22 protein-coding genes are annotated in these 23,612 nt (G+C 71.4%); 10 read left to right on the forward strand and 12 right to left on the reverse strand.

All coding sequences use genetic code 11. From position 1 onward, the window contains the following. A complete protein-coding gene (deoC, locus tag AB5J49_RS30035) occupies positions 1-969 on the reverse strand; it encodes a deoxyribose-phosphate aldolase (RefSeq protein WP_369171977.1) in 969 nt (322 codons plus the stop codon). A gap of 108 nt (positions 970-1,077) precedes the next feature. On the opposite strand from deoC, the gene AB5J49_RS30040 reads away from it, so the two are divergent. Further along, a complete protein-coding gene (locus tag AB5J49_RS30040; protein WP_369171978.1) occupies positions 1,078-1,770 on the forward strand; it encodes a PH domain-containing protein in 693 nt (230 codons plus the stop codon). A gap of 119 nt (positions 1,771-1,889) precedes the next feature. On the opposite strand, the gene AB5J49_RS30045 is transcribed toward AB5J49_RS30040, so the two are convergent. From AB5J49_RS30045 to AB5J49_RS30060, 4 genes are all read right to left on the reverse strand, one after another. Next, positions 1,890-3,020, reverse strand: coding sequence for a hypothetical protein (locus AB5J49_RS30045; protein ID WP_369175310.1), 1,131 nt, complete (start codon positions 3,018-3,020; stop codon positions 1,890-1,892). Positions 3,021-3,261: 241 nt separating this feature from the next. Beyond that, positions 3,262-4,908 carry a phospho-sugar mutase gene (locus AB5J49_RS30050; protein ID WP_369171979.1) on the reverse strand — a complete coding sequence of 549 codons (1,647 nt, stop codon included), beginning with the start codon at positions 4,906-4,908 and terminating at the stop codon, positions 3,262-3,264. A gap of 261 nt (positions 4,909-5,169) precedes the next feature. Further along, on the reverse strand, positions 5,170-5,994 hold the full coding sequence (locus AB5J49_RS30055; RefSeq protein WP_128433352.1) for a purine-nucleoside phosphorylase: 825 nt from the start codon (positions 5,992-5,994) through the stop codon (positions 5,170-5,172). 141 nt (positions 5,995-6,135) lie between these two features. Next, complete coding sequence (locus tag AB5J49_RS30060; RefSeq protein WP_369171980.1) at positions 6,136-6,573, reverse strand: gamma-glutamylcyclotransferase; 438 nt, start codon at positions 6,571-6,573, stop codon at positions 6,136-6,138. A gap of 81 nt (positions 6,574-6,654) precedes the next feature. Here AB5J49_RS30060 and AB5J49_RS30065 point away from each other — a divergent pair, with 81 nt between their 5' ends. Together AB5J49_RS30065 and AB5J49_RS30070 are read left to right on the forward strand one after the other, a co-directional pair. Further along, entirely contained in the window at positions 6,655-8,118 is a 1,464-nt protein-coding gene (locus AB5J49_RS30065; protein WP_369171981.1) for an NAD(P)H-quinone dehydrogenase, read from the forward strand. A 166-nt stretch (positions 8,119-8,284) separates the two neighbouring features. Further along, positions 8,285-9,235 carry a DeoR/GlpR family DNA-binding transcription regulator gene (locus AB5J49_RS30070; protein WP_369171982.1) on the forward strand — a complete coding sequence of 317 codons (951 nt, stop codon included), beginning with the start codon at positions 8,285-8,287 and terminating at the stop codon, positions 9,233-9,235. A 106-nt stretch (positions 9,236-9,341) separates the two neighbouring features. On the opposite strand, the gene AB5J49_RS30075 is transcribed toward AB5J49_RS30070, so the two are convergent. Both AB5J49_RS30075 and AB5J49_RS30080 read right to left on the reverse strand, forming a co-directional pair. Continuing rightward, positions 9,342-9,890 (reverse strand): TetR/AcrR family transcriptional regulator, encoded by a 549-nt coding sequence (locus AB5J49_RS30075; RefSeq protein ID WP_369175311.1) that lies wholly within the window; start codon positions 9,888-9,890, stop codon positions 9,342-9,344. A gap of 237 nt (positions 9,891-10,127) precedes the next feature. Continuing rightward, positions 10,128-11,900 carry a biotin carboxylase N-terminal domain-containing protein gene (locus AB5J49_RS30080; protein ID WP_369171983.1) on the reverse strand — a complete coding sequence of 591 codons (1,773 nt, stop codon included), beginning with the start codon at positions 11,898-11,900 and terminating at the stop codon, positions 10,128-10,130. Between the two features lie 363 nt (positions 11,901-12,263). On the opposite strand from AB5J49_RS30080, the gene AB5J49_RS30085 reads away from it, so the two are divergent. After that, entirely contained in the window at positions 12,264-12,770 is a 507-nt protein-coding gene (locus AB5J49_RS30085) for a hypothetical protein (protein ID WP_369171984.1), read from the forward strand. Here AB5J49_RS30085 and AB5J49_RS30090 read toward each other — a convergent pair. Together AB5J49_RS30090 and mmpB are read right to left on the reverse strand one after the other, a co-directional pair. Further along, the gene (locus AB5J49_RS30090) at positions 12,739-13,359 is read right to left on the reverse strand and encodes a nucleoside triphosphate pyrophosphatase (protein ID WP_369171985.1); all 621 of its coding nucleotides are present in this window, start codon (positions 13,357-13,359) and stop codon (positions 12,739-12,741) included. The genes AB5J49_RS30085 and AB5J49_RS30090 overlap by 32 nt on opposite strands. Positions 13,360-13,390: 31 nt before the next feature. Beyond that, positions 13,391-13,519, reverse strand: a complete 129-nt coding sequence (mmpB, locus tag AB5J49_RS30095) for a morphogenic membrane protein MmpB (RefSeq protein ID WP_369171986.1) — start codon at positions 13,517-13,519, stop codon at positions 13,391-13,393. Between the two features lie 123 nt (positions 13,520-13,642). Between mmpB and AB5J49_RS30100 the strand changes: the two genes are divergently transcribed. Continuing rightward, positions 13,643-14,785 carry an SGNH/GDSL hydrolase family protein gene (locus AB5J49_RS30100; protein ID WP_369171987.1) on the forward strand — a complete coding sequence of 381 codons (1,143 nt, stop codon included), beginning with the start codon at positions 13,643-13,645 and terminating at the stop codon, positions 14,783-14,785. Here the strand turns inward: AB5J49_RS30100 and AB5J49_RS30105 are convergent. Further along, a complete protein-coding gene (locus tag AB5J49_RS30105) occupies positions 14,782-14,991 on the reverse strand; it encodes an acyl-CoA carboxylase epsilon subunit (protein ID WP_369171988.1) in 210 nt (69 codons plus the stop codon). The two genes, AB5J49_RS30100 and AB5J49_RS30105, sit on opposite strands and share 4 nt — an antisense overlap. A gap of 17 nt (positions 14,992-15,008) precedes the next feature. After that, positions 15,009-16,631, reverse strand: a complete 1,623-nt coding sequence (locus AB5J49_RS30110) for an acyl-CoA carboxylase subunit beta (RefSeq protein WP_369171989.1) — start codon at positions 16,629-16,631, stop codon at positions 15,009-15,011. Positions 16,632-16,741: 110 nt separating this feature from the next. Between AB5J49_RS30110 and AB5J49_RS30115 the strand changes: the two genes are divergently transcribed. Further along, positions 16,742-17,602, forward strand: a complete 861-nt coding sequence (locus AB5J49_RS30115; RefSeq protein WP_369171990.1) for a biotin--[acetyl-CoA-carboxylase] ligase — start codon at positions 16,742-16,744, stop codon at positions 17,600-17,602. Between the two features lie 104 nt (positions 17,603-17,706). Continuing rightward, positions 17,707-18,840, forward strand: coding sequence for an adenylate/guanylate cyclase domain-containing protein (locus tag AB5J49_RS30120; protein ID WP_369171991.1), 1,134 nt, complete (start codon positions 17,707-17,709; stop codon positions 18,838-18,840). Positions 18,841-18,940: 100 nt separating this feature from the next. Here the strand turns inward: AB5J49_RS30120 and AB5J49_RS30125 are convergent, their stop codons facing one another. Beyond that, entirely contained in the window at positions 18,941-19,570 is a 630-nt protein-coding gene (locus tag AB5J49_RS30125; protein ID WP_369171992.1) for a hypothetical protein, read from the reverse strand. A gap of 214 nt (positions 19,571-19,784) precedes the next feature. Here AB5J49_RS30125 and AB5J49_RS30130 point away from each other — a divergent pair, with 214 nt between their 5' ends. The 3 genes from AB5J49_RS30130 (at position 19,785) to hutH (ending at position 23,554) form a co-directional block, all read left to right on the forward strand. Next, entirely contained in the window at positions 19,785-20,606 is an 822-nt protein-coding gene (locus AB5J49_RS30130; RefSeq protein WP_369171994.1) for an enoyl-CoA hydratase/isomerase family protein, read from the forward strand. 126 nt (positions 20,607-20,732) lie between these two features. Continuing rightward, positions 20,733-21,881 carry a diguanylate cyclase gene (locus AB5J49_RS30135; protein ID WP_369171995.1) on the forward strand — a complete coding sequence of 383 codons (1,149 nt, stop codon included), beginning with the start codon at positions 20,733-20,735 and terminating at the stop codon, positions 21,879-21,881. A 134-nt stretch (positions 21,882-22,015) separates the two neighbouring features. Then, the gene (gene hutH, locus AB5J49_RS30140; protein ID WP_369175312.1) at positions 22,016-23,554 is read left to right on the forward strand and encodes a histidine ammonia-lyase; all 1,539 of its coding nucleotides are present in this window, start codon (positions 22,016-22,018) and stop codon (positions 23,552-23,554) included. The last annotated feature ends 58 nt before the right edge of the window (positions 23,555-23,612 follow it).

Here is a 23,612-nt window from a genome sequence, read left to right on the forward strand (position 1 = left end):
TCAGTCCACCGTCACGTAGTCGGGGCCGGAGTAGCGGCCGGTGGCCAGCTTCTGACGCTGCATCAGCAGGTCGTTCAGGAGCGAGGACGCGCCGAAGCGGAACCAGTGGTTGTCCAGCCAGTCCTCGCCCGCGGTCTCGTTGACCAGTACGAGGAACTTGATGGCGTCCTTGGTCGTCCTGATGCCGCCGGCCGGCTTCACGCCGACCTGGATGCCGGTCTGGGCGCGGTAGTCGCGGACGGCCTCCAGCATCAGGAGCGTGTTCGCGGGGGTGGCGTTGACGGCGACCTTGCCGGTGGACGTCTTGATGAAGTCCGCGCCCGCGAGCATGCCGAGCCAGCTGGCACGGCGGATGTTGTCGTACGTCGAGAGTTCGCCGGTCTCGAAGATGACCTTGAGGCGGGCGCTGGTCCCGCAGGCCTCCTTCACGGCGACGATCTCGTCGTACACCTTCACGTACTTCCCCGCGAGGAACGCCCCGCGGTCGATGACCATGTCGATCTCGTCGGCACCGGCGGCGACGGCGTCGCGCACGTCGGCCAGCTTCACAGCGAGGGCGGCGCGGCCGGCCGGGAAGGCGGTGGCGACCGAGGCGACCTTCACGGAGGAGCCGGCGACGGCCTCCTTGGCGGTGGCCACCATGTCGGGATAGACGCAGACGGCTGCCGTCGCCGGGGTCGTCCGGTCGGTCGGGTCGGGGTGGACCGCCTTGGCGCCGAGCGCCCGGACCTTGCCCGGGGTGTCCGCGCCTTCCAGCGTCGTCAGGTCGACCATCGAGATGGCGAGGTCGATGGCGTACGCCTTCGCGGTCGTCTTGATGGAACGGGTGCCGAGGGACGCGGCCCGCCCCTCCAGGCCGACCGCGTCGACGCCGGGCAGCCCGTGGAGGAAGCGGCGCAGCGTGCTGTCGGACGCCGTCACGTCCGTGAGGGCATGAGCTGCGTTGGTTGCATTGGTGGGCATGGTCACCAGACGAGCATATCTACGCGCGTAGCGGCTGTACAGGCCCGGGTGCTCATCTTGTGTGGGGGGTGGTGCGTATGAGCGCTGTCCGAGGCGTCGGGCAGAATCGGGCCCATGACGACCCCGGAGCATCAGCCCCCCACCCCGGACCCCGCGTCGAAGGACCGGGTCTTCCGCTCGCCCATGGGCATCGTCGGCGGCGTCGCGCTGCTGGCCCTCGTGCTCTGGCTGGGCATCGACGCGCTGGTCCGGGGCGAGGGGCGCACGCAGTGGCTGGCGCTCGCGGCGCTGATCCTGATCGTGCCGCTGGTGTCCGCGTTCACGCTGCGGCCCGCCGTCTACGCCAACGAGGAGCGACTGCGCATCCGCAACCCGTTCCGCGTGATCGTGCTCCCCTGGGGGCAGGTCGCCTCACTCCGGTCCGGTTACTCGAACGAGGTCGTCGCCAAGTCCGGCACCAAGTTCCAGCTCTGGGCGATCCCGGTCTCGCTGCGGGCCCGCAAGAAGGCGGCGCGCCGGTCGGCCCGGGCGGCCGGGGAGCGGAGCGCCGGTGAGCGCGGTGGCCGCGTAGGTGGGGGCACGGGGCTCGGAGGGCTCGGGTTCGGGGCGCCGCGCACGGATGTCGACGTGGACGGGCCGATGCGGGCCGAGACCGACAAGGTCATGGACGACCTGCGCGAACTGCTGGAGCACCGGGAGGCGGCGGAGTCCGCGCAGGGCGAGGTGACCGTGCGGTGGGCTTACGAGGTGGCGGGGCCGGCGGTTGCGGGCGCTGTGTTGCTGGTGATTTTGCTGGTGATGTCCTGAGGGGCCCGCGGGTCCGTGTACGCCCTCACGGTCTGAGCCGGAGCCGGTAGCGCCGCCTCCCTCGGTGTCTGCGGCCGAGCCTCCTCAGCCGAGGGCGTCACGGAAGCGCGGTCGGAAACTCAGGGTGCGCCCGGATACACCAGGGCCATGTACGCGCCGCAGTACGCCGAGCCGGTGACCGCCGCCGCGAGGGCCAGCGTGCGGTAGCGGCGGGACGCGTGGGACAGGTGCAGGGCGACGGGGAGCAGGAGCGGGAAGCCGGGGAGGAGGAAGCGGGCGCGGGGGAAGTAGACGCCGCCGCTGCCCAGGACGATCGCCAGCAGTACGGCCGTGAAGACCAGCAACGGCACCGGCTGCCGGTCCCACACCGCCAGCCCGAACAGCACCACCGACGCGATCAGCGTGAGCGTCACCATCACCAGGAACAGCCCGGGGTTGGCTTCGTACACCAGCAGCCGCCGCATCAGGCGCAGGGTCTCGCGGCCGCCGTCCAGCTCGTTGCGCCACAGTCGCTGTACGGCGAAGTAGCCGTCCGAGCGGCCCACCCGCAGGCCCACCCACGCGACGTATCCGCACCAGCCGAGCGGCGCGATCGCGGCGGCCGCGAGGGTGCGGATGCGGAAGCGGCGGCGCAGCGCGAGCAGGGCCGTCACCGTGACCGCCGCAGCGACCGCGATGCCGGTCGGGCGGGTCAGGCCCGCGAGCGCGGTGAGCCAGGCCGCGGTGAGGAGGCGGCCGGTGAGCACGGCGTACAGCGACCAGGCCGCGAGCGCGGTGAACAGGGACTCGGTGTAGCCCATCCACTGCACCAGGCCGACCGGGAGCGCGGCCCACAGGACCGTGAGGAGGATGCCGACCCGGCGGCCGTGCAGCCGGTCGCCGACGGCGAAGACGCCCCATGCCGCGACGAGGGAAGCGATGACGGCGATCGCGAGGCCGGTGCTCGCGCGGGTCCCCGGGGTGACCACCGCGACCGCCTTGACCAGGACCGGGTAGAGCGGGAAGAAGGCGAGGTTGTTGGCGCTGTACGCGGTGCCGAGTGCGTGCGCGTAGCCGTGGTCGGCGATGCCGAGATACCAGTCGGCGTCCCACTGCGTCGCCAGGATCGGCCAGACCCCGTGCTGTTGGCGGTGCGCCCAGACCGTGAGGAGCAGCAGGCCCGTGCCGCGTACGGCGAGGTACGCGAGGAGGGCGGGGGCCGCGTGGCGCAGGGCAGGAAGTGCAGCGGGGCGGGCGCGTGAGGGTGGCAGGGGGCGGGGGCCGGGGCGGTTGTGGTTCCCGGGGGTGGGGGTCGCTCGGGGGGTCGGCCGGGATGCGGTCGTGGACACGGCGCGGCTCCAGGCGGGTCGGTGGTGCGCTTTCCCCTCCACCGTTGCCCGGGGGGTCGGGCGGGGCGTGGAGCGCGGGTCAACCACCGGGGGGAAATCGCCCGAAAGGGTGCCTCCGGATGGGGGCACCCTTTCGGGAACGAGCTGGAGAGTCGCGTACGGCTCAGATGCCGGCCGCCGCCGACAGGTCCCGCTTGATCGTCGCGAGCAGGTCGGTCGCCTTGGCGCGGGCGGCCGGGAGGTCGGCGTGGGCCGGGACCGGGACGACGACCTCCAGGTAGCACTTCAGCTTGGGCTCCGTGCCGCTGGGGCGGACGATGACGCGGGCGCCTTCGAGGGTGTAGCGCAGGCCGTCGGTGGGCGGGAGGGTGTCCGTGCCCTGGGTGAGGTCCTCGGCGCGGGTGATGGCCAGGCCGGCGAGCTCGGTCGGCGGCTGCTCGCGCAGTCGGCGCATGGCGTTCGCGATGACCGACAGATCCTGGACGCGGACCGAGAGCTGGTCGGTGGCGTGCAGGCCGTGCTCCACGGCGAGGTCGTCGAGGAGGTCGAGGAGCGTACGGCCCTCGGCCTTGAGGACGGACGCGAGCTCGGTGATCAGCAGGGCGGCGGTGATGCCGTCCTTGTCGCGTACGCCCTCGGGGTCGACGCAGTAGCCGAGGGCCTCCTCGTAGCCGTAGCGCAGGCCGTCGACGCGGGCGATCCACTTGAAGCCGGTGAGGGTCTCCTCGTACGGCTGGCCCGCCTTCTCGGCGATGCGGCCGAGGAGGGAGGAGGAGACGATCGACTCGGCGAAGGTGCCCTGGGCTCCGCGGTTCACCAGATGGGCGGCGAGCAGCGCCCCCACCTCGTCGCCGCGCAGCATCCGCCAGTCCTCGCCGTCCTTGACGGCCGCGGCGCAGCGGTCGGCGTCGGGGTCGTTGGCGATGACGAGGTCGGGGTCGGTCTCGCGGGCCTTGGCGAAGGCCAGGTCCATCGCGCCGGGCTCTTCCGGGTTGGGGAAGGCGACGGTGGGGAAGTCCGGGTCCGGGTCGGCCTGCTCGGCGACCAGGGCCGGGGCGGGGAAGCCGGCACGGGCGAAGGCGGCGAGGAGGACGTCCTTGCCGACGCCGTGCATCGCCGTGTAGACGGTGCGGGCGGTGCGCGGGGAGTCGGGGGCGAGGACCGCGTCCGTGCGGGCGAGGTAGGCGTCGAGGACGCTGTCGTCGAGGGTGTCCCAGCCTTCGGTGGGGCGGGAGACGACGGTCAGGGACGGGACGGCGGCGATCTCCTCCGCGATGTCGATGTCCGCGGGCGGGACGATCTGGGAGCCGTCGCCGAGGTAGACCTTGTAGCCGTTGTCGCGGGGCGGATTGTGGCTGGCGGTGACCTCCACGCCGGCGACCGCGCCGAGGTGCCTTATGGCGTACGCGAGGACCGGGGTGGGCAGGGGGCGGGGGAGTACGGCCGCGCGGAGACCGGCGCCGGTCATGACGGCGGCCGTGTCGCGGGCGAACTCCTCCGACTTGTGGCGGGCGTCGTAGCCGATGACGACGAGGCCGGCATCCCCTTCCCCCTGGGGGGGACCCTGCTTCTTGAGGTACGCGGCGAGGCCGGCGGCGGCGCGGATGACGACGGTGCGGTTCATCCGCATGGGCCCGGCGCCGAGTTCCCCGCGCAGGCCCGCGGTGCCGAACTGGAGGGTGCCGCTGAAGCGTGCGGCGAGCTCCTCGATGTCCGCGGCGTCGATGAGCTTGGCGAGCTCGTCGCGGGTCTCGGGGTCCGGGTCCTCGGCGAGCCATGCCTGGGCCCGGGCGATGAGATCGTCGTGCACGTCGGTCAACCTCTCGTTCGTGTCGTTCGGTGCGGGTCGTGGGGGATTTTCTTCGCCCCCGCCGCCCCTACCCGTCCCATCCCCAGGGGCTCCGCCCCTTCGACCCCGTCAGGGGGCTCCGCCCCCTGGACCCCCGCTCCTCAAACGCCGGAGAGGCTGAATCAGCCCGTCCGGCGTTTGAGGACGAGGCCCGTTCAGGGCCGAAAGCGGGGGTCTGGGGGCGGCAGCCCCCAGGGTCGCGGCGGGGGCGGGGGAAACGCCTTACAGCCGCCCCAGCACCTGCGCCAGCAGCGAGCCCATCTGCGTCGCCGAGTCGCGGCCCGCCTGCAGGACCTCCTCGTGGTTGAGGGGTTCGCCCGTCATGCCCGCCGCGAGGTTCGTCACCAGGGAGATGCCCAGGACCTCGGCGCCCGCCTCGCGCGCAGCGATCGCTTCGAGGACCGTCGACATGCCCACCAGGTCCGCGCCGATGACGCGGGCCATGCGGATCTCGGCCGGAGTCTCGTAGTGCGGGCCGGGGAACTGGGCGTAGACGCCCTCCTCCAGCGTGGGGTCGATCTCCTTGCACAGGGCGCGCAGGCGGGGGGAGTAGAGGTCGGTGAGGTCGACGAAGTTGGCGCCGACGATGGGGGAGGTGGCCGTGAGGTTGATGTGGTCGCTGATCAGGACCGGCTGGCCGGGGCGCATGCCTTCGCGCAGGCCGCCGCAGCCGTTGGTGAGCACGATCGTCTTGCAGCCGGCCGCGACCGCGGTGCGGACGCCGTGGGCCACGGCCGCCACGCCACGGCCCTCGTAGTAGTGGGTGCGGCCCAGGAAGACCAGGGCGCGCTTGTTGCCGATCTTGTACGAGCGGATCTTGCCGCCGTGCCCTTCCACCGCCGGCGGCGGGAAACCGGGCAGCTCGGTGACCTGGAACTCGGCATCGGGTGCGCCGAGGGCGTCCACGGCCGGCGCCCAGCCGGAGCCCATCACGAGGGCGACGTCGTGGGTCTCGGCGCCGGTGAGTTCGCGCAGGCGCGCGGCGGCGGCGTCGGCGGCGGCGTGGGGGTCGCCCTGGATGTCGTCCGGAAGAAGAGATGCGTTCACGCGACTGAGGGTAGCCGGTTTGGGCCTACGCGCGTAGATGACAGAGCTCACGGGATGGCGATCGTTGTCTTGTCGTTTCCAACGAAAAGGTGCGATCGGTGGGGCCGGAGGGGATGGTGAGGTCGGTGAGGCCGGGGATGCTCAGCAGGGGCGCTTGCGCAGCTCCATCACGTAGTCATGCGGTGCGCCCGCCGACTCCGCCGCGTCCGCGACCTCGCCCAGGTAGCGGGCCGACGGCAGGCCGCCCTCGTAGGCGTTCAGCACGTACACCCAGGCCGACTCCTCGCCCTCCAGCGTGTCCACCCGTACCCGGAGCCGCCGGTAGATGCCCAGGCCGACGCCCTCCCAGCGGTCCAGGGACTCCTCGTCCATCGGGGCGATTTCGTACAACGCGACGAAGACCTGCTCCTTCGGCTCCTCGACGAGCGTCGCCAGCGCGCCGTCCCAGCCCAGCTGCTCGCCCCCGAACGTCAGTCGCCACCCGTTCAGCCAGCCGGTGGCGCGCAGCGGCGAGTGCGGGGCGCGGCGGGTCATCAGCCGCGCGTCGAGATTGCCGGCGTACGCGGCGTAGAGCGACATGCAGAGAGGGTACGGCAGGCGAATCGTCCTCCCCTCCCGTAACAGTGGTGTCTCGGGCGGGCCCCCGGGCAGTGGCACGGTGTGGCGTGCGGGACAATGGAGTACGTGACTCGGATCGTGATCATCGGTGGCGGACCCGGCGGATACGAGGCGGCCCTGGTGGCCGCCCAGCTCGGCGCGGAGGTGACCGTCGTCGACTGCGACGGTCTGGGCGGGGCGTCGGTGCTCACCGACTGCGTGCCGTCGAAGACTCTTATCGCCACGGCCGAGGTGATGACCACCTTCGATTCCTCCTACGAGGAACTGGGGATCATCGTCGCCGACGACACGCCGCACATCGACACGCCCGCACGGGTGGTGGGCGTCGACCTGGGCAAGGTCAACCGGCGTGTGAAGCGGCTCGCGCTCGCCCAGTCCCACGACATCACCGCCTCCGTCACGCGCGCCGGCGCCCGGGTCCTGCGCGGCCGCGGCCGGCTGGAGGGCATGCAGGCCCTCGACGGGTCGCGCAAGGTCGTGGTGCGGGCCGCGGACGGCACAGAGGAGACGCTGGCCGCCGATGCGGTGCTGATCGCCACCGGCGGGCATCCTCGCGAGCTGCCGGACGCCCAGCCCGACGGTGAGCGCATCCTCAACTGGACCCAGGTCTACGACCTCACCGAACTGCCCGAGGAACTCATCGTGGTCGGCTCGGGCGTCACCGGTGCCGAGTTCGCCGGCGCCTACCAGGCGCTTGGGTCGCGCGTCACCCTCGTGTCGTCGCGCGACCGCGTGCTGCCGGGCGAGGACCCGGACGCCGCGGCCGTCCTGGAGGACGTCTTCCGGCGGCGCGGCATGAACGTCATGGCCCGTTCGCGCGCCGCCGCCGCCAAGCGGGTCGGCGACCGGGTGGAGGTCACCCTCGCCGACGGGCGTGTCATCAGCGGCAGCCACTGCCTGATGGCCGTCGGCGCCATCCCGAACTCCGCGGGCATGGGCCTGGAGGAGGCCGGGGTCAAGCTGCGCGAGTCCGGGCACATCTGGACCGACAAGGTGTCCAGGACGACCGCGCCGGGCGTGTACGCCGCCGGTGACGTCACCGGTGTCTTTGCCCTCGCCTCGGTGGCGGCGATGCAGGGACGTATCGCCATGTACCACTTCCTCGGCGACGCGGTGGCCCCGCTGAACCTGAAGACCGTCTCCTCCAACGTCTTCACCGACCCCGAGATCGCCACCGTCGGCTACTCCCAGGCTGACGTGGACGGGGGCAAGATCGACGCCCGCGTCGTCAAGCTGCCGCTGCTGCGCAACCCGCGCGCCAAGATGCAGGGCATCCGGGACGGCTTCGTCAAGATCTTCTGCCGTCCGGGTACGGGCATCGTGGTCGGCGGTGTGGTCGTGTCGCCGCGCGCTTCGGAACTGATCCACCCGATCTCGATCGCGGTCGACAACAATCTGACGGTCGAACAGATCGCGAACGCCTTCACCGTGTACCCCTCCCTTTCGGGGTCGATCGCCGAGGTCGCACGGCAGCTGCACACGCGGAAGGCCGGCGACGAGATCTGACGGCCAAAACCAACTCCTCGCTGGTCACGGGGAGTTGTCGAGCATGCGTACGGCATAGGCGGCGGGACTAGGCCCTATATCACTTCTCGTCCTCACGTGCGAACAACTTCTGTTATTCGGCGCAAACTGCTGAAACCAGACGGTCGTTGGGGTTACTGTCAGTTTCGTGTTCGCTGCAGAACGTCGCCAATTGATCCTCGAAATGGTGCGAGCGAACGGGGCCGTGTCGCTCCGTGAGCTCGCCCGCGTCGTCCAGACCTCCGAAGTGACCGTACGGCGGGACGTGCGCGCACTGGAGGCAGAAGGACTCCTCGACCGCCGGCATGGCGGTGCGGTATTGCCGGGCGGGTTCACGCGGGAGTCCGGCTTTCCGCAGAAGTCACATCTCGCGACCGCCGAGAAGACGGCCATCGCCGACCTCGCCGCGAACTTCGTGGAAGAGGGCGAGGCGATCGTCGTCGGGGCGGGGACCACCACGCAGGAGCTGGCCCGCCGGCTCGCTCGCGTCCCCGGACTGACCGTCGTCACCAACTCCCTCCTGGTGGCACAGGCGTTGGCCCATGCCAACCGGGTCGAGGTCGTGATGACCGGCGGTACGCTCCGCGGTTCGAACTACGCGCTGGTGGGCAGCGGCGCCGAGCAGTCCCTGCAAGGGCTGCGGGTGTCTCGGGCCTTCATCTCCGGAAGCGGGCTCACCGCCGAGCGCGGGCTGTCCACGTCCAACATGCTCTCGGCGTCCGTGGACCGGGCGCTGGTGCAGGCGGCCGCGGAGGTCGTCGTCCTGGCCGACCACACGAAGCTCGGTACGGACACGATGTTCCAGACGGTGCCCACGGACGTCATCACGCGGCTCGTCACCGACGATCCGCCGGCCCACGACGACCGCGCCCACACCGAGTTGCAGGCCCTGGCCGATCAGGGGGTGCAGATCGCCGTGGCCGGGGCGACCGGGAGCCCGGGGGGTGACGAGGTCCCGGCGCGGCGTCGTGCCCTGCCGGGGCCCCGCCGGGGGCAGGCGCCGGGAGGGCCGGGGTTGCGGTCCGCTGCGACGGTGCTCGGGGAGCAGGGGCCGACGGAGCGGGAGCGGGCCCGGGTCGCGGATCTGCGGCGGCGTTAGGTTCGCCCATTCACCGTAGGGCTAGGTGATGCTGCGCGAGTGCGGGTCGTGTGTGGCATGTCGCGCCCACGCGGCGGAGCCGCAGATCAGACACAGCCCCGCGCCCCTAGGTGGGTTTCAGGCCCTGGAGTGTCAAGTGCAGGAGTCTGTCCGCCAAGTCCGGGTCCCCCGGCGTTTCCTCCGCCGCCAACGCGATCGCGTGCGTGAGCTGGAGGAGGTCGGCGATCGCCACGTCCTCCCGGACCGTGCCCACCGCCTGTGCGCGTGCCAGCAGCGCGCCGCCCGCCTCGCGGATCGGGCCGCTGCATCGGGCCAGGGCCGAGGTGTTGTCGTACGAGACGGACATCAGGGATCTGGCCAGGCCCCGGTACTCGCCCGCGTGCGTGACCATCTCGCGCAGCCACGTCACCAGTGCCGTGCAGGGCTCCGGGGCGTGCAGGAGTTCGTGGGAGCGGGTCAGCAGGTCGCCGACCGCGTCCTCGAAGACCGCGCTCAACAAGGCGTCGCGGTTGGGGAAGTGGCGGTACAGCGTGCCGATTCCGACGCCCGCGCGGCGGGCCACGTCCTCCAGGGACGCGTCCGTGCCGTGCTCGGCGAAGGCGGAGCGGGCCTCGGTGAGCAGGCGCTCGTGGTTGCGGCGGGCATCGGCGCGCATGCCTGCCGGCGGCTGGGCCATGGAGTTCACCTGCCCTTCCTGCACTTGTTCCGTGGGTTCAGCATGCCACCGGCCAGTCGCCGTGGAGGGCGCGCTATCGGCCGGGTGCGGGCCGTGGATGGCTGGTCGCGCAGTTCCCCGCGCCCCTGAGGGGCGCTGCCCGCACCGGACGCCAGGAACGAGGCGCCCGGTGGGCTGATCGCTCAGTCCGCCGGGCGCCTCAGGACGTCGTACGACTCAGTCCTTGATCTCGCAGATGGGGGCGCCGGAGGTGAGGGAGGCGCCGACCTCGGCGGACAGGCCCTTGACGGTGCCGGACTTGTGCGCGTTCAGAGGCTGTTCCATCTTCATCGCCTCGAGGACGACGATCAGGTCGCCTTCCTTGACTTCCTGGCCCTCTTCGACGGCGACCTTGACGATGGTGCCCTGCATCGGAGAGGCGAGGGTGTCGCCGGAGGCCGCGGGGCCGGACTTCTTGGCCGCGCGCCGCTTGGGCTTGGCCCCGGCGGCCAGGCCGGTGCGGGCCAGGGTCATGCCGAGCGAGGCCGGCAGGGAGACCTCCAGGCGCTTGCCGCCGACCTCGACGACGACCGTCTCACGGCCGGCTTCCTCGTCGGCCTCGGTGTCGGCCGGGGCGGCGAAGGGCTTGATGTCGTTGACGAACTCGGTCTCGATCCAGCGGGTGTGGACCGTGAACGGCTCGTCGGAGCCGGTCAGTTCGGGGGCGAAGGCCGGGTCGGTGACCACCGCGCGGTGGAACGGGATGGCGGTGGCCATGCCCTCCACCTGGAACTCGGCCAGTGCGCGGGCGGCGCGCTGCAACGCCTGCTCGCGGGTGGCGCCGGTGACGATCAGCTTGGCCAGCAGGGAGTCCCAGGCCGGGCCGATCACACTGCCGGACTCCACGCCCGCGTCCAGGCGCACACCCGGACCGGTCGGTGCGGAGAACGTGGTGACCGTGCCGGGGGCGGGCAGGAAGTTGCGGCCCGGGTCCTCGCCGTTGATGCGGAACTCGAAGGAGTGGCCGCGCAGCGGCGGGTCGTCGTAGCCGAGGGCCTCGCCGTCGGCGATGCGGAACATCTCCCGCACCAGGTCGATGCCGGCGACCTCCTCGGTGACCGGGTGCTCGACCTGCAGGCGCGTGTTGACCTCCAGGAAGGAGATCGTGCCGTCCATGCCGACGAGGAACTCCACCGTGCCGGCACCGACGTAGCCGGCCTCCTTCAGGATCGCCTTGGAGGAGGAGTACAGCTCGGCGACCTGCTCGTCGGACAGGAACGGCGCGGGGGCCTCCTCGACCAGCTTCTGGTGGCGGCGCTGCAGCGAGCAGTCACGGGTGGAGACGACGACCACGTTGCCGTGGGAGTCGGCCAGGCACTGGGTCTCCACGTGCCGGGGCTTGTCGAGGTAGCGCTCGACGAAGCACTCGCCACGCCCGAACGCGGCGACGGCCTCGCGCACCGCCGAGTCGTACAGCTCGGGCACCTCTTCCAGGGTGCGGGCGACCTTCAGGCCGCGTCCGCCACCACCGAAGGCGGCCTTGATGGCGATCGGCAGGCCGTGTTCCTCGGCGAACGCGACGACTTCCTCGGCCCCGGAGACGGGGTCGGGGGTGCCGGCCACGAGCGGGGCGCCGGCACGCTGGGCGATGTGCCGGGCGGCGACCTTGTCACCGAGGTCGCGGATGGCCTGCGGCGGCGGGCCGATCCAGATCAGGCCCGCGTCCAGGACCGCCTGGGCGAAGTCGGCGTTCTCGGAAAGGAAGCCGTAGCCCGGGTGAATGGCGTCGGCGCCCGATTCACGCGCGGCGTTGAGGACCTTGCCGATGTCCAGGTAGCTGGATGCCGGAGTGTCACCGCCCAGGGCGAACGCCTCATCCGCGGCGCGGACATGCAGAGCGTCCCGGTCCGGGTCGGCATAGACGGCCACGCTCGCGATCCCGGCGTCCCGGCAGGCCCGGGCCACGCGGACAGCGATTTCGCCACGGTTGGCGATGAGCACCTTGCGCACGATTGAGGCTCCCTCCTTGAAACAAGCCGAGTTTAGGGACTGCCGACACGCCACATCGACCCGTCCCCAGTGGTGAGCTTGCCCACACGGAGCGTGATTCCAGGCTCGCTCGACCTGCGAAATCCCATGTCGCGCCTCGGCACGCAGGTCTCTTCCCCGAAACCCTAGCCCTCCGCTGTGGTCAAGGTCTCTGTCATCACGTGCTGCGGGCCACTCGGTTTCTTTGTGGAATCCCTACGAATGGCCCAATGATTCTTTGCTGTCGCCCGAACCCTTGTCCCGGGGTTTACCCGTTAGTAGCGTTCGCGATGTCTCGTACGTACTTGGGGTAACAGCGCGGAGCTCGGAAGTGGGTGGGGGCCGGTGGTACGCAGGCCGGTGGGGTGGGTGGTGGCGGTCGTGCTCTTCGCCGAGGGGCTCGGCATCGCGGCGGTGCAGTGGTTCCTCGGCGTTGTCGTCGACCGGCAGGACATGTCCCTTGCGGGGCTGGACCCTGACGTGATGTCGATGTCCTCGAAGATCGGCGGCCTGGTCTTCGGCGCCTACTTCGCGCTGTGCGGGCTGGTCGCCCTGCTCGTGGCCGTGCGCGACCGCGCCCCGGCGGGCTTCGGGCGCATCCTGCTGATCAGCGCGGCCGTGGTGCACGGGCTGCTGGGCGCGTTCGCCTGGGGGCTGGTGGGCTGGACGGCGTTCTTGGTCATGGTCGTCGCACTCGGCCTGATAGTGCTGCTGCTGATGACGTACGACGCCCAGGGCGCGCCCGCCTCCGAGGGGCCCGCGGACGCCGCTCCCGGTGGGGGCAAGGGCGGCGAGGGCTCCCTGGCGGGCGGTTCCCCGGTCACCCCTCCGCCGGCGCCCACAACTCCGTGATGCCGATGCCCAGTTGGCTCAGCAGCCGTCGTACCAGCGGCAGGCTGATGCCGATCACATTGCCGTGGTCGCCGTCGATGCCGTCGATGAACGGTGCCGAGCGGCCGTCCAGGGTGAACGCCCCGGCGACGTAGAGGGGTTCGCCGGAGGCGACGTACGCGGCGATCTCCTGGTCGGTCGGCTCGCCGAAGCGGACGACCGTGGAGGCCGTCGCGGAGGTGTACCGGCCGGTGGCGGTGTCGTAGACGCAGTGGCCGGTCTGGAGTGTGCCCGCGCGGCCGCGCATCGACTTCCAGCGGGCGGTGGCCTCCTCGGCGTCCGCCGGCTTGCCCAGGGCCTCGCCGTCCAGGTCGAGGACCGAGTCGCAGCCGATCACGATCGCGCCCTTGACCTCCGGCTTCGCCGCCACGACGGAGGCCTTCGCCTCGGCCAGGGCCAGCGCCAGCTCGGCGGGGGTGGGCGCGGTGACGGCGTCCTCGTCGACGCCGCTCACGATGACCTCGGGGTCCAGCCCGGCCTGGCGGAGCAGATTGAGCCGGGCGGGGGACTGGGAGGCGAGGACGAGTCGGCGGCGGGGCTGATCAGTCATGCGGTCAGCGTATCGGCGCGCCCGGCGGGGCTCACCTCAGCCCGATCACGATCATCGCGAGCACCATGGCCAGCGCCATGAGAACACCCAGTCGCCGCAACATCTCCTGCGTGTCGCGCAGTTCCTTGGGCGGCTCGTTCTCGGGGTCGGACCACAGCATGCCTTCCATCGTCGATCGGGGGTCCGGGGCGGCGCCTGAGTACGCATACTCAACTTTTCTCTAAACGGTGCTACGGTTCCATTAGCTAAAGGGTCTTCAGTTCCGTTTTGAGGATGTGCTGCCATGTTCACGGCTTCCTGGACCGCGTCACCTCAGCTGCCCAGCGAGGGCTTCACCCCCAACTGGTCCCGCGAGGGCTTCTGGCGCCAGTCACTGCGGCAGGTCGTACGGCTGTCCGCGGGTGGTGGACGGGTGCGGGTGCGGCTCTCGCACGCCTACGGCACCTCGCCCGTGCGTGTCGCGGGCGCGAGCGTGGGGCGTACGGCCGTCGGAGCCGCCGTGGAGCCGGAGTCCCTCACGCGGCTCACCTTCGGGGGCAGCGGTGAGGCCGCGATACCGGCGCGCGGGGAGATCGTCAGCGACGAGGTCCGACTCGCCGTCGCCGCCGGGGACGCGGTGACCGTCACCCTGTACTTCGACACCACCACCGGCCCCGCGACCTTCCACGCCCAGGCCTTCACGACCAGCTATCGGGGCGAGGGCGACCGGTCGGCCGACACCGGTGGCGAGGACTTCGACGCGGTGAGCGAGTCCTGGTACTTCCTGGCGGCCGTGGAGGTCGACGTCGGCCGCACGGACGCCGTCGCGCTCTTCGGGGATTCGATCACGGACGGGTTCGGTTCCACGCCGGGGGCGAACCGCCGCTGGTCCGACGCCCTTGCCGCGCGCACGGGGCGGCCCGTCCTCAATGCGGGCATCGGCGGGAACCTGCTGCTCAACGACTCCGCGTGGTACGGCGAGAAGGGCGTTTGGCGGCTGCGCCGGGACGTCCTCGGCCAACTCGGCGTGGACACGCTCGTCGTGCTCCTCGGCCTCAACGACATCGGGTTCAGCGAGACGGACGAGCAGCCGACCTACCGGCCGGCGCCGGTGGTGGAGGCGGAGGAACTCATCGCCGGGCACCGGGAGTTGATACGGCAGGGCAGGGCGGCGGGGCTGAGGGTGATCGGCGCGACTCTGCTGCCGTTCGGGGGCTCGGACCACTGGGGTGAGCACGCGGCCAAGGTGAGTCACGAGCTGAACGAGTGGATCCGTCACTCGGGGGAGTGCGACGGGGGGTACGACGCGGTGGTGGACCTGAACCGGGCACTGGCCGACCCCGCGGACCCCGACCGCCTGCACCCGTCGTACGACTTCGGCGATCACCTGCACCCGAATGACGCCGGGTACGAGGTGATGGCCGAAGCCGTGTCGACGATCCTCTAGCCGGGCCAGTAGGTACGGGCCCATGTCGACGGCCCAGGCTGCGGCAGCCTGTGTGAGGCGATGCGGGACGGGTCCGACCACCCGTCCCGCGGCTTGGGTGCGCCGGACGGCGTGGCCGATGCCGCCGCGGCGCGGGCGCGGACCACCGCCAGTGCGGCGGCCAGCTCCTCCGGTGTCGGGTTGCCCCGTAGGACCTTGATGTTCATGTCGGCTCCCAGCAGGCCTAGAGGGGGATGTTGCCGTGCTTCTTCGGAGGCAGTGATTCCCGCTTGGTGCGCAGCTGACGCAGGCCGCGGACGACATGGCGGCGGGTGTCCGACGGCATGATCACGGAGTCGATGTAGCCGCGCTCGGCCGCGATGTAGGGATTGAGGAGGGTGTCCTCGTACTCCTGGATCAGCCGGGCGCGCACCGCCTCCAGGTCCTCGCCGTTCGCCTCGGCCTCGGCGATCGTGCGGCGGTGCAGGATGTTGACCGCGCCCTGGGCGCCCATGACGGCGATCTGGGCGGTGGGCCAGGCGAGGTTGATGTCGGCGCCCAGGTGCTTGGAGCCCATGACGTCGTACGCCCCGCCGAACGCCTTGCGGGTGATGACGGTGATCAGCGGGACGGTCGCCTCCGCGTAGGCGTAGATCAGCTTCGCGCCGCGGCGGATGATGCCGTCGTGCTCCTGGTCGACGCCCGGAAGGAAGCCGGGGACGTCCACGAACGTGATCACCGGGACGTTGAAGGCGTCGCAGGTCCGCACGAAGCGGGCCGCCTTCTCGCTGGCCTGGATGTCGAGGCAGCCGGCGAACTGCATCGGCTGGTTGGCGACGATGCCGACCGGGCGGCCCTCGACGCGGCCGTAGCCGGTGAGGATGTTCGGCGCGAACAGCGGCTGCGTCTCGAAGAACTCGGCGTCGTCCAGGATGTGTTCGATCACCGTGTGCATGTCGTACGGCTGGTTCGCGCTGTCCGGCACGATGCGATCCAGCTCGCGGTCCTCGTCGGTGACGGCGAGGTCCGCCTCCTCCGGGAAGGCCGGGGGCTCGGAGAGGTTGTTGGACGGCAGGTACGACAGCAGCTGCTTGACGTACTCGATGGCGTCCTTCTCGTCCCCGGCCATGTGGTGGGCCACGCCGGAGGCGGAGTTGTGGGTGCGGGCGCCGCCCAGCTCCTCGAAGCCGACGTCCTCGCCGGTGACGGTCTTGATGACGTCGGGGCCGGTGATGAACATGTGCGAGGTCTGGTCGACCATGATCGTGAAGTCGGTGATGGCGGGCGAGTAGACCGCACCGCCCGCACACGGGCCGACCACGAGCGAGATCTGCGGGATGACACCGCTCGCGTGCGTGTTGCGGCGGAAGATCTCGCCGTACGCGCCCAGCGAGGCCACACCCTCCTGGATGCGGGCGCCGCCGGAGTCGTTGATGCCGATGACCGGACAGCCGGTCTTCAGCGCGAAGTCCATGACCTTGACGATCTTCTGGCCGTAGACCTCGCCCAGCGCACCACCGAAGACGGTGAAGTCCTGGGAGAACACGGCGACGGGGCGGCCGTCGACGGTTCCGTACCCGGTGACGACGCCGTCGCCGTACGGGCGGTTCTTCTCCAGGCCGAAGTTGGTGGAGCGGTGCCGGGCGAACTCGTCGAGCTCGACGAAGGAGTCCTCGTCGAGGAGCAGATCGAGGCGCTCACGGGCCGTCAACTTGCCCTTGGCGTGCTGTTTTTCGACGGCGCGTGCGGAGCCGGCATGCGTCGCTTCCTCGATACGGCGCTGGAGATCCGCGAGCTTGCCCGCGGTCGTGTGGATGTCGATCCCTTGGGTCTCTTGGATCTCGTGACGCTCTTCCGGCTCGGACATCGGGATGGCGCTCCCTGCCTGCTCAAAAGGGGGGACGGTTACTCATCCGTAGAGTAGTGGGGTGCCTACGAATCAGCAGTGCGGCGTTTGCCACACCTAGGGTGGCTTGCATGACGCCGCAAGATGCATCAGACGACAGCCGCTGGTCCGATCTGGAACGTCCGCCGCTCAACGCGGCCGCGCTGCGACGCGGGCTCGTGCGGGAGGGCGGGTTCTGGCGCGAGGTGGAGGTGGTGCAGCGCACCGGCTCCACCAACACCGACCTGGTGGACCTGGCGACCGAGGGCAAGGCGGGCGAGGGCACGGTCCTGGTCGCCGAGGAGCAGACCGCCGGCAAGGGCCGCCTCGACCGGCAGTGGACGGCACCGCCCCGCTCGGGGCTGTTCTTCTCCGTGCTGCTGAACCCGGCCGAGGTGCCCGCGGCCCGCTGGGGGTGGCTGCCGCTGCTCACCGGAGTCGCCGTGGCGACGGGGCTGTCGCGGGCGGCCGGCGTCGACACGGCACTCAAGTGGCCCAACGACCTGCTGGTGACCGTCGGCGGCGAGGAACGCAAGGCCGGCGGGATCCTCGCGGAGCGCGCCGGGAACGACGGGGTGGTCGTCGGCGTCGGCATCAACGTCACGCTGCGTGAGGACGAGCTGCCGGTGCCCCAGGCGGGCTCGCTGGCCCTCGCCGGAGCCGTGAGCACCGACCGGGATCCGCTGCTGCGGGGCGTGCTGCGGTCGCTGGAGGAGTGGTACGGGCGTTGGCGGGCCGCGGCTGGGGACCCGGTGGTGAGTGGGCTGCAGGAGACGTATGCGGCGGGGTGCGCGACGCTGGGAAGGGTCGTACGGGCCGAGTTGCCGGGCGACCGGTCGATCACGGGGGAGGCGGTCGCCATCGACGGGGACGGACGGCTGGTACTGGCTACGGGGGAAGGGGTGCAGGAGCCTGTAGGGGCGGGGGACATCGTGCATCTGAGGCCGGCGTAGGTGCGGGTGGGGCCGTGCTCCTCTCAGGAGTGAGGTGGCCCACACCTGCCGTAAAGTGAAGGCCGGTCGATTACTGACCGCGGCAGATCGGAAGGGCAGCAGGCGTGACCGTCGACGACACGGGCTCCGGCACGGGCGCGGACGGCCGGGTGGACCCCCACGCCGCCGACCCCGGCGAGGACAATCCGCTCGCCCTGCGCCTCGAAGGCCTCATTCTCGGCGCCGAGCGGCGCTACACCCCGTTCCAGGCGGCCCGTAGCGCCGGTGTCTCCATGGAGCTGGCGTCCCGGTTCTGGCGGGCCATGGGGTTCGCCGACATCGGGCAGGCCAAGGCGCTGACCGAGGCCGACGTACTGGCGCTCAGGCGCCTCGCCGGTCTCGTCGAGGCGGGACTGCTCAGCGAGGCCATGGCCGTACAGGTGGCCAGGTCCACCGGGCAGACCACGGCGCGGCTCGCCGAGTGGCAGATCGACTCGTTCCTGGAAGGGCTGACCGAGCCGCCGGAACCCGGCATGACGCGCACCGAGGTGACGTACCCGATCATCGAGCTGCTCCTGCCCGAGCTGGAGGAGTTCCTCGTCTACGTCTGGCGCCGCCAGCTCCCCGCCTCGGCCGGCCGGGTCATCCAGGCCGCCGACGACGAGGAGATGGTCGACCGGCGCCTCGCCGTGGGCTTCGCGGACCTGGTCGGCTTCACGCGCCTGACCCGCAGGATGGAGGAGGAGGAACTCGGCGAACTCGTCGAGGCCTTCGAGACCACCGCGGCCGATCTGGTGGCCGCGCGCGGGGGGCGACTGGTCAAGACCCTCGGCGACGAGGTCCTGTACGCGGCCGACGACGCGGGGGTCGCGGCGGAGATCGCCCTGCGGCTCATCGAGACGATGGCGGGCGACGAGACGATGCCCGAGCTGCGCGTCGGCATCGCCTTCGGCACGGTGACCACCCGGATGGGCGATGTCTTCGGTACGACCGTGAACCTGGCCTCCCGGCTCACGTCGATAGCTCCGCGTGACGCCGTTCTCGTCGACAGCGCCTTTGCGCAGGAACTCATCCGAACGGGTGAAGCCCCCGCGTCGGAGGCGGAGGCCGCGGAGGCCGCGGCCGCGGCGGAGAAGGAGGGGGAGGAGCCGCCCGTGTATCGGTTTGCGCTGCAGCCGATGTGGCAGCGGCCGGTGCGAGGGCTCGGTGTGATCGAGCCTTGGCTTTTGACGCGGAGGGCGTCCGCCGGGGGCGAGTGAGCGCCGTGAGGTGGCCGGTCGTGTGTTGGCTGCGGGGTGCGTTGTGGCTGGTCGCGCAGTTCCCCGCGCCCCTGAAGGGGCGCTCCGGTGCTCGGCGTTCTCAGTCGCCGTTGGGCAGCTGGTCTACGCACAGGCCGATGATCGGCACGCAGACTGAGTCCTCGTCGGGGTGATCCGGCTGGGGGGACGGGGGGTTTGTCGTCGGTCGGCTGGGGGGCGGGGTGGGCGCCGGTTGCGGTGCGTTGCCTGTCGTCGCCGGTCGGTGGGGTGTGGGAGTGAGTGGCGGGGTGTGGTCCGTCGTGGCGCCCCGGCCGCCGGGTGGTGGGGCAGCCGTGGTGTTCGTGGTCGGTACGACGATCGTGCCCGGGGTGGGTGTGGTGCCCAGGCCTCCCATGGCAGAGGTCGCTGAAGGGCTTGGCTGCTGGGCAGCCGTCGGGAGGGCGGCTGCGGCGTTGGTCGAGCCGTCCGTGTCCGTGTCGGTGTAGGTGTCGGAAGCGGCGTCCGTGGCGGGGTCGGCCTCCGTTGCGCCGAGGCCGGCGACTTCGGAGTCGGGGGCCACTCGTAAGAGGCTCAGTGCGCCGGCCGCCAGGGCGAGGCCGCCGGCTGCCAGGAGGACCTTGCGGGGGCGGGGACGGCGGTGGCGGCCACGGGGGCCGAAGAGACGGGGGACGGTCTGGTCCGCCTCGCCGCTTGCCCCGGTTTCCGCTGATGTCTCTGCCGTCCCGCCCATCACGACCCCTCCCAACGCACTCGCGCCCCCAATGCGCCGTGGTGTCGCGCACGTTATGCGTAGTCGTGGGCGGTGGGGCGGGAGTTGGGCGGGATGTCACTCGAACGGGGTGTCGGGACTCGGCTCGGGAACCGGTCGTCGGGCCTTTCCCCGGCGGGGTCCGGCTGCGATGATCGGGGCGAATGTTGTTAACCCGCGTTAACCGGAGGGTGTCATGGGTGAGGAGCGGTTCGGGGAGTTCGTGCTGGTGCGGCGGCACGGTGACGGAGGTGTCGGGCATGTCGCGGAGCTCGTCCTCGACCGGCCCAAGGCCATGAACGCCGTGTCGACGGAGATGGCCCGTTCGATCTCGGGGGCGTGCGCGGCGTTGGGTGCGGACCGTGACGTACGGGTGGTGGTGCTGACCTCGACGCATGAGAGGGCGTTCTGTGTCGGGGCGGATCTGAAGGAGCGGAATTCGTTCAGTGACGCGGATCTGGTGCGACAGCGGCCCGTGACGCGGGGGGCGTACACGGGGGTGCTGGAGTTGCCGGTGCCGACGATCGCGGCGGTGCACGGCTTCGCGCTGGGCGGTGGCTTCGAGCTGGCGTTGTCCTGCGATGTGATCGTGGCCGACCGTACGGCCGTGGTGGGGCTGCCCGAGGTGTCGGTCGGGGTGATTCCGGGAGGTGGGGGCACCCAGTTGCTGCCTCGGCGGGTGGGAGCCGCTCGGGCGGCGGAGCTGATCTTCACGGCGCGGCGCGTCGAGGCCGGTGAGGCCCGGGAGCTGGGGCTCGTGGATGTGCTGGTGGAGGAGGGGCGGGACCGGGAGGAGGCCCTGGCGCTGGGGGGTCGGATCGCCGTGAACTCGCCGGTGGGGCTGCGGGCGGCCAAGCGGGCGCTGCGGGTGGGGCACGGCCTGGATCTGCGGGCCGGGCTGGAGGTCGAGGACGCGGCTTGGCGGGCGACGGCGTTCTCGGGGGACAGGGCGGAGGGGGTGGCGGCGTTCAACGAGAAGCGGCGGCCTGAGTGGCCGGGGGAGTGGCCGGGGGAGTGACGGGGGCGCCCTTTTGCGGGTGGGGGGGGATCGCTGAGGGGGCGGGGTGAGGCGGGAATCGGCGGTGAGGGCCCCGTTCGCCACGCCAACGTCCCAAACCTGGGCAAAGCTACCTAGCCTGGAGTGATGGGTGAGGACAGACGGCTCGCGGCCGTAGTGGCGTTGGCGCAGGGGATGGCGGCGGCGCACACGCCGCGTGAGTCCTGGCGGGCGGCGGCGCTCGGGGCGTGTCGGGCGTTGGACGGGAGCTTCGCGGCGCTGTCGGTGTGGGAGCGGGAGCTCGGGCGGTTGCGGGTGCTCGTGAACGTGGGGGACCGGGCTCGGGGGGAGGAGGAGTTTCCGGGCGACGAGGCCTATCCCGTGCATCAGTTCCCGGAGATCACCGAGTTCCTGCACGAGCGGTGGGCCGCCGGCGGTGAGCCCAACGCCTGGGTGGAGACGGCCGACGGACCGTCCACCGGTCATCCCGGGTACTGCCATCAGCGGGTGGCCGCCCTGCGGCGGCGCGGGCGAGGGTGCTGTGTCGTGGCGCCGATCGTGCTGAACGGGCGGGCCTGGGGGGAGCTGTATGTCGCCCGGTCCGCCGGTGCGCCTGTCTTCGACCGTGGGGACGCCGACTTCGCGACCGTGCTGGCCTCCGTCGTGGCCGCCGGGATGGCGCAGTGCGAGCGGCTGGAGGAGGCTCGGCGGCTGGCGTTCACCGACGCGCTCACTGGGCTGGCCAATCGGCGTGCCGTCGATGTGCGGTTGGAGGAGGCCATTGAGCGGCATCGCAGCCACGGGGTCGTCGTGAGCCTCGTCGTCTGCGATCTCAATGGGCTCAAGCGTGTGAACGACACGCGGGGGCATGCCGTGGGGGACCGGCTTCTGGAGCGGTTCGGGTCGGTGCTGTCGCTGTGTGGCGCCATGCTGCCCGGGGCTCTCGCCGCCCGGCTCGGCGGTGACGAGTTCTGTCTGCTTGCCGTCGGGTCGCCTGTCGGCGATGTCGTGAAGGCTGCCGATGAATTGTGCCGTCGTGCCGCTGAGTTGGAGCTGGGGGAGGGGGTCGCGTGCGGGGTGGCGTCCACCGAGGATGCCGTCGGGCCGGTTCGCTCTGCGCGGCGGCTGTTCCGGCTCGCTGACGCGGCTCAGTACCAGGCGAAGGCGGTTCGGGCCGACAAGCCCGTGGTCGCGGGGCGGGAGGGGCCGGACGACCCGGTGGTGCGGCTCGCTGACGCGGAGCCGTCGGAGGAGGGGGTCGTGGAGCGGCGGCGCTTCCGTGGCCGAGTGCCGTGATGGTGCCGGGCCTCGTCCTCAGAAAACGCCGGACGGGCTGAACGGTGCCGTAGGAGGTCCGGCGTTGTAAGGGGCGTACCGCCCGCCCACTAGTGACATCTTCGTCTTCACTGCGTACGCTCCTGAATATGGATATGCACACTGTGGTGGTGGGGACGTCCGGGGTCACCGCGTCCGACGTCCTTGCCGTGGCGCGCGGTGGGGCGCGTGTCGAGTTGTCGGACGAGGCGCTCGCGGCGCTCGGCGCGGCGCGCGAGATCGTGGAGGCGCTGGCGGCCAAGCCCGACCCGGTCTACGGCGTCTCCACCGGCTTCGGGGCCCTTGCGACCCGGCACATCAGCCAGGAGCTGCGGGCCCAGCTGCAGCGCAACATCGTGCGCTCGCACGCCGCCGGGATGGGGCCGCGGGTGGAGCGGGAAGTCGTACGGGCGCTGATGTTCCTGCGGCTCAAGACCGTCTGCTCGGGGCATACCGGTGTGCGGCCGGGGGTCGCACAGACCATGGCCGACGTTCTCAACGCCGGGATCACGCCCGTCGTCCACGAATACGGTTCGCTCGGCTGCTCCGGTGATCTCGCTCCCCTCTCGCACTGCGCCCTCGCCCTGATGGGGGAAGGGGAGGCGGAAGGCCCGGACGGGATCGTGCGGCCTGCCGGAGAACTTCTCGCCGCCCACGGCATCGCACCCGTCGAGCTGCGTGAGAAGGAGGGCCTCGCCCTCCTCAACGGCACCGACGGCATGCTCGGGATGCTGATCATGGCCCTCGCCGACCTCGACACCCTTTACAAGTCCGCCGACGTCACCGCCGCGCTGAGCCTCGAAGGGCTCCTCGGGACCGACAAGGTGCTCGCCCCTGAGCTGCATGCCATTCGGCCGCATCCCGGTCAGGGCGCCTCCGCCGCCAACATGCTGGCCGTGCTGAGGGGTTCGGGGCTGACCGGGCATCACCAGGACGGAGCGCCCCGCGTGCAGGACGCGTACTCGGTGCGGTGTGCTCCGCAGGTCGCCGGTGCCGGGCGGGACACCATGGCGCACGCGCGGCTCGTCGCCGAGCGGGAGCTGGCGTCGGCGGTCGACAATCCCGTCGTGCTGCCCGACGGGCGCGTCGAGTCCAACGGCAACTTCCACGGGGCGCCCGTGGCTTACGTGCTCGACTTCCTCGCCATCGCGGTCGCCGACCTCGCCTCCATCGCCGAGCGCCGTACCGACCGGCTGCTGGACAAGAACCGCAGCCATGGGCTGCCGCCGTTCCTGGCCGACGACGCGGGTGTCGACTCGGGGCTGATGATCGCCCAGTACACGCAGGCCGCCCTGGTGAGCGAGTTGAAGCGGCTGGCCGTGCCCGCTTCCGCCGACTCCATTCCGTCCTCCGCCATGCAGGAGGACCACGTCTCCATGGGCTGGTCCGCCGCCCGCAAGCTGCGTACGGCCGTCGACAACCTCACGCGTGTTCTGGCGGTCGAGCTGTACGCCGCCACCCGTGCCATCGAGCTGCGGGAGGGACTCGCCCCGGCACCGGCCTCGCAGGCGGTCATCGACGCCGTACGGGCCGCCGGTGTCCAGGGTCCGGGGCCGGACCGGTTCCTGGCGCCCGACCTCGCCGCGGCCGACGCGTTCGTGCGTGGTGGGGAGCTGGTCGTGGCGGTGGAGAAGGTCACCGGGCCGCTCCGGTAATTCATGGAACGGCGCATGGAAGGGGGCCCTGTCGTACGAGCGACAGGGCCCCTGCGGC

Origin of the sequence: Streptomyces sp. R28, from assembly GCF_041052385.1 — a bacterium.
GTDB lineage: Bacteria > Actinomycetota > Actinomycetes > Streptomycetales > Streptomycetaceae > Streptomyces.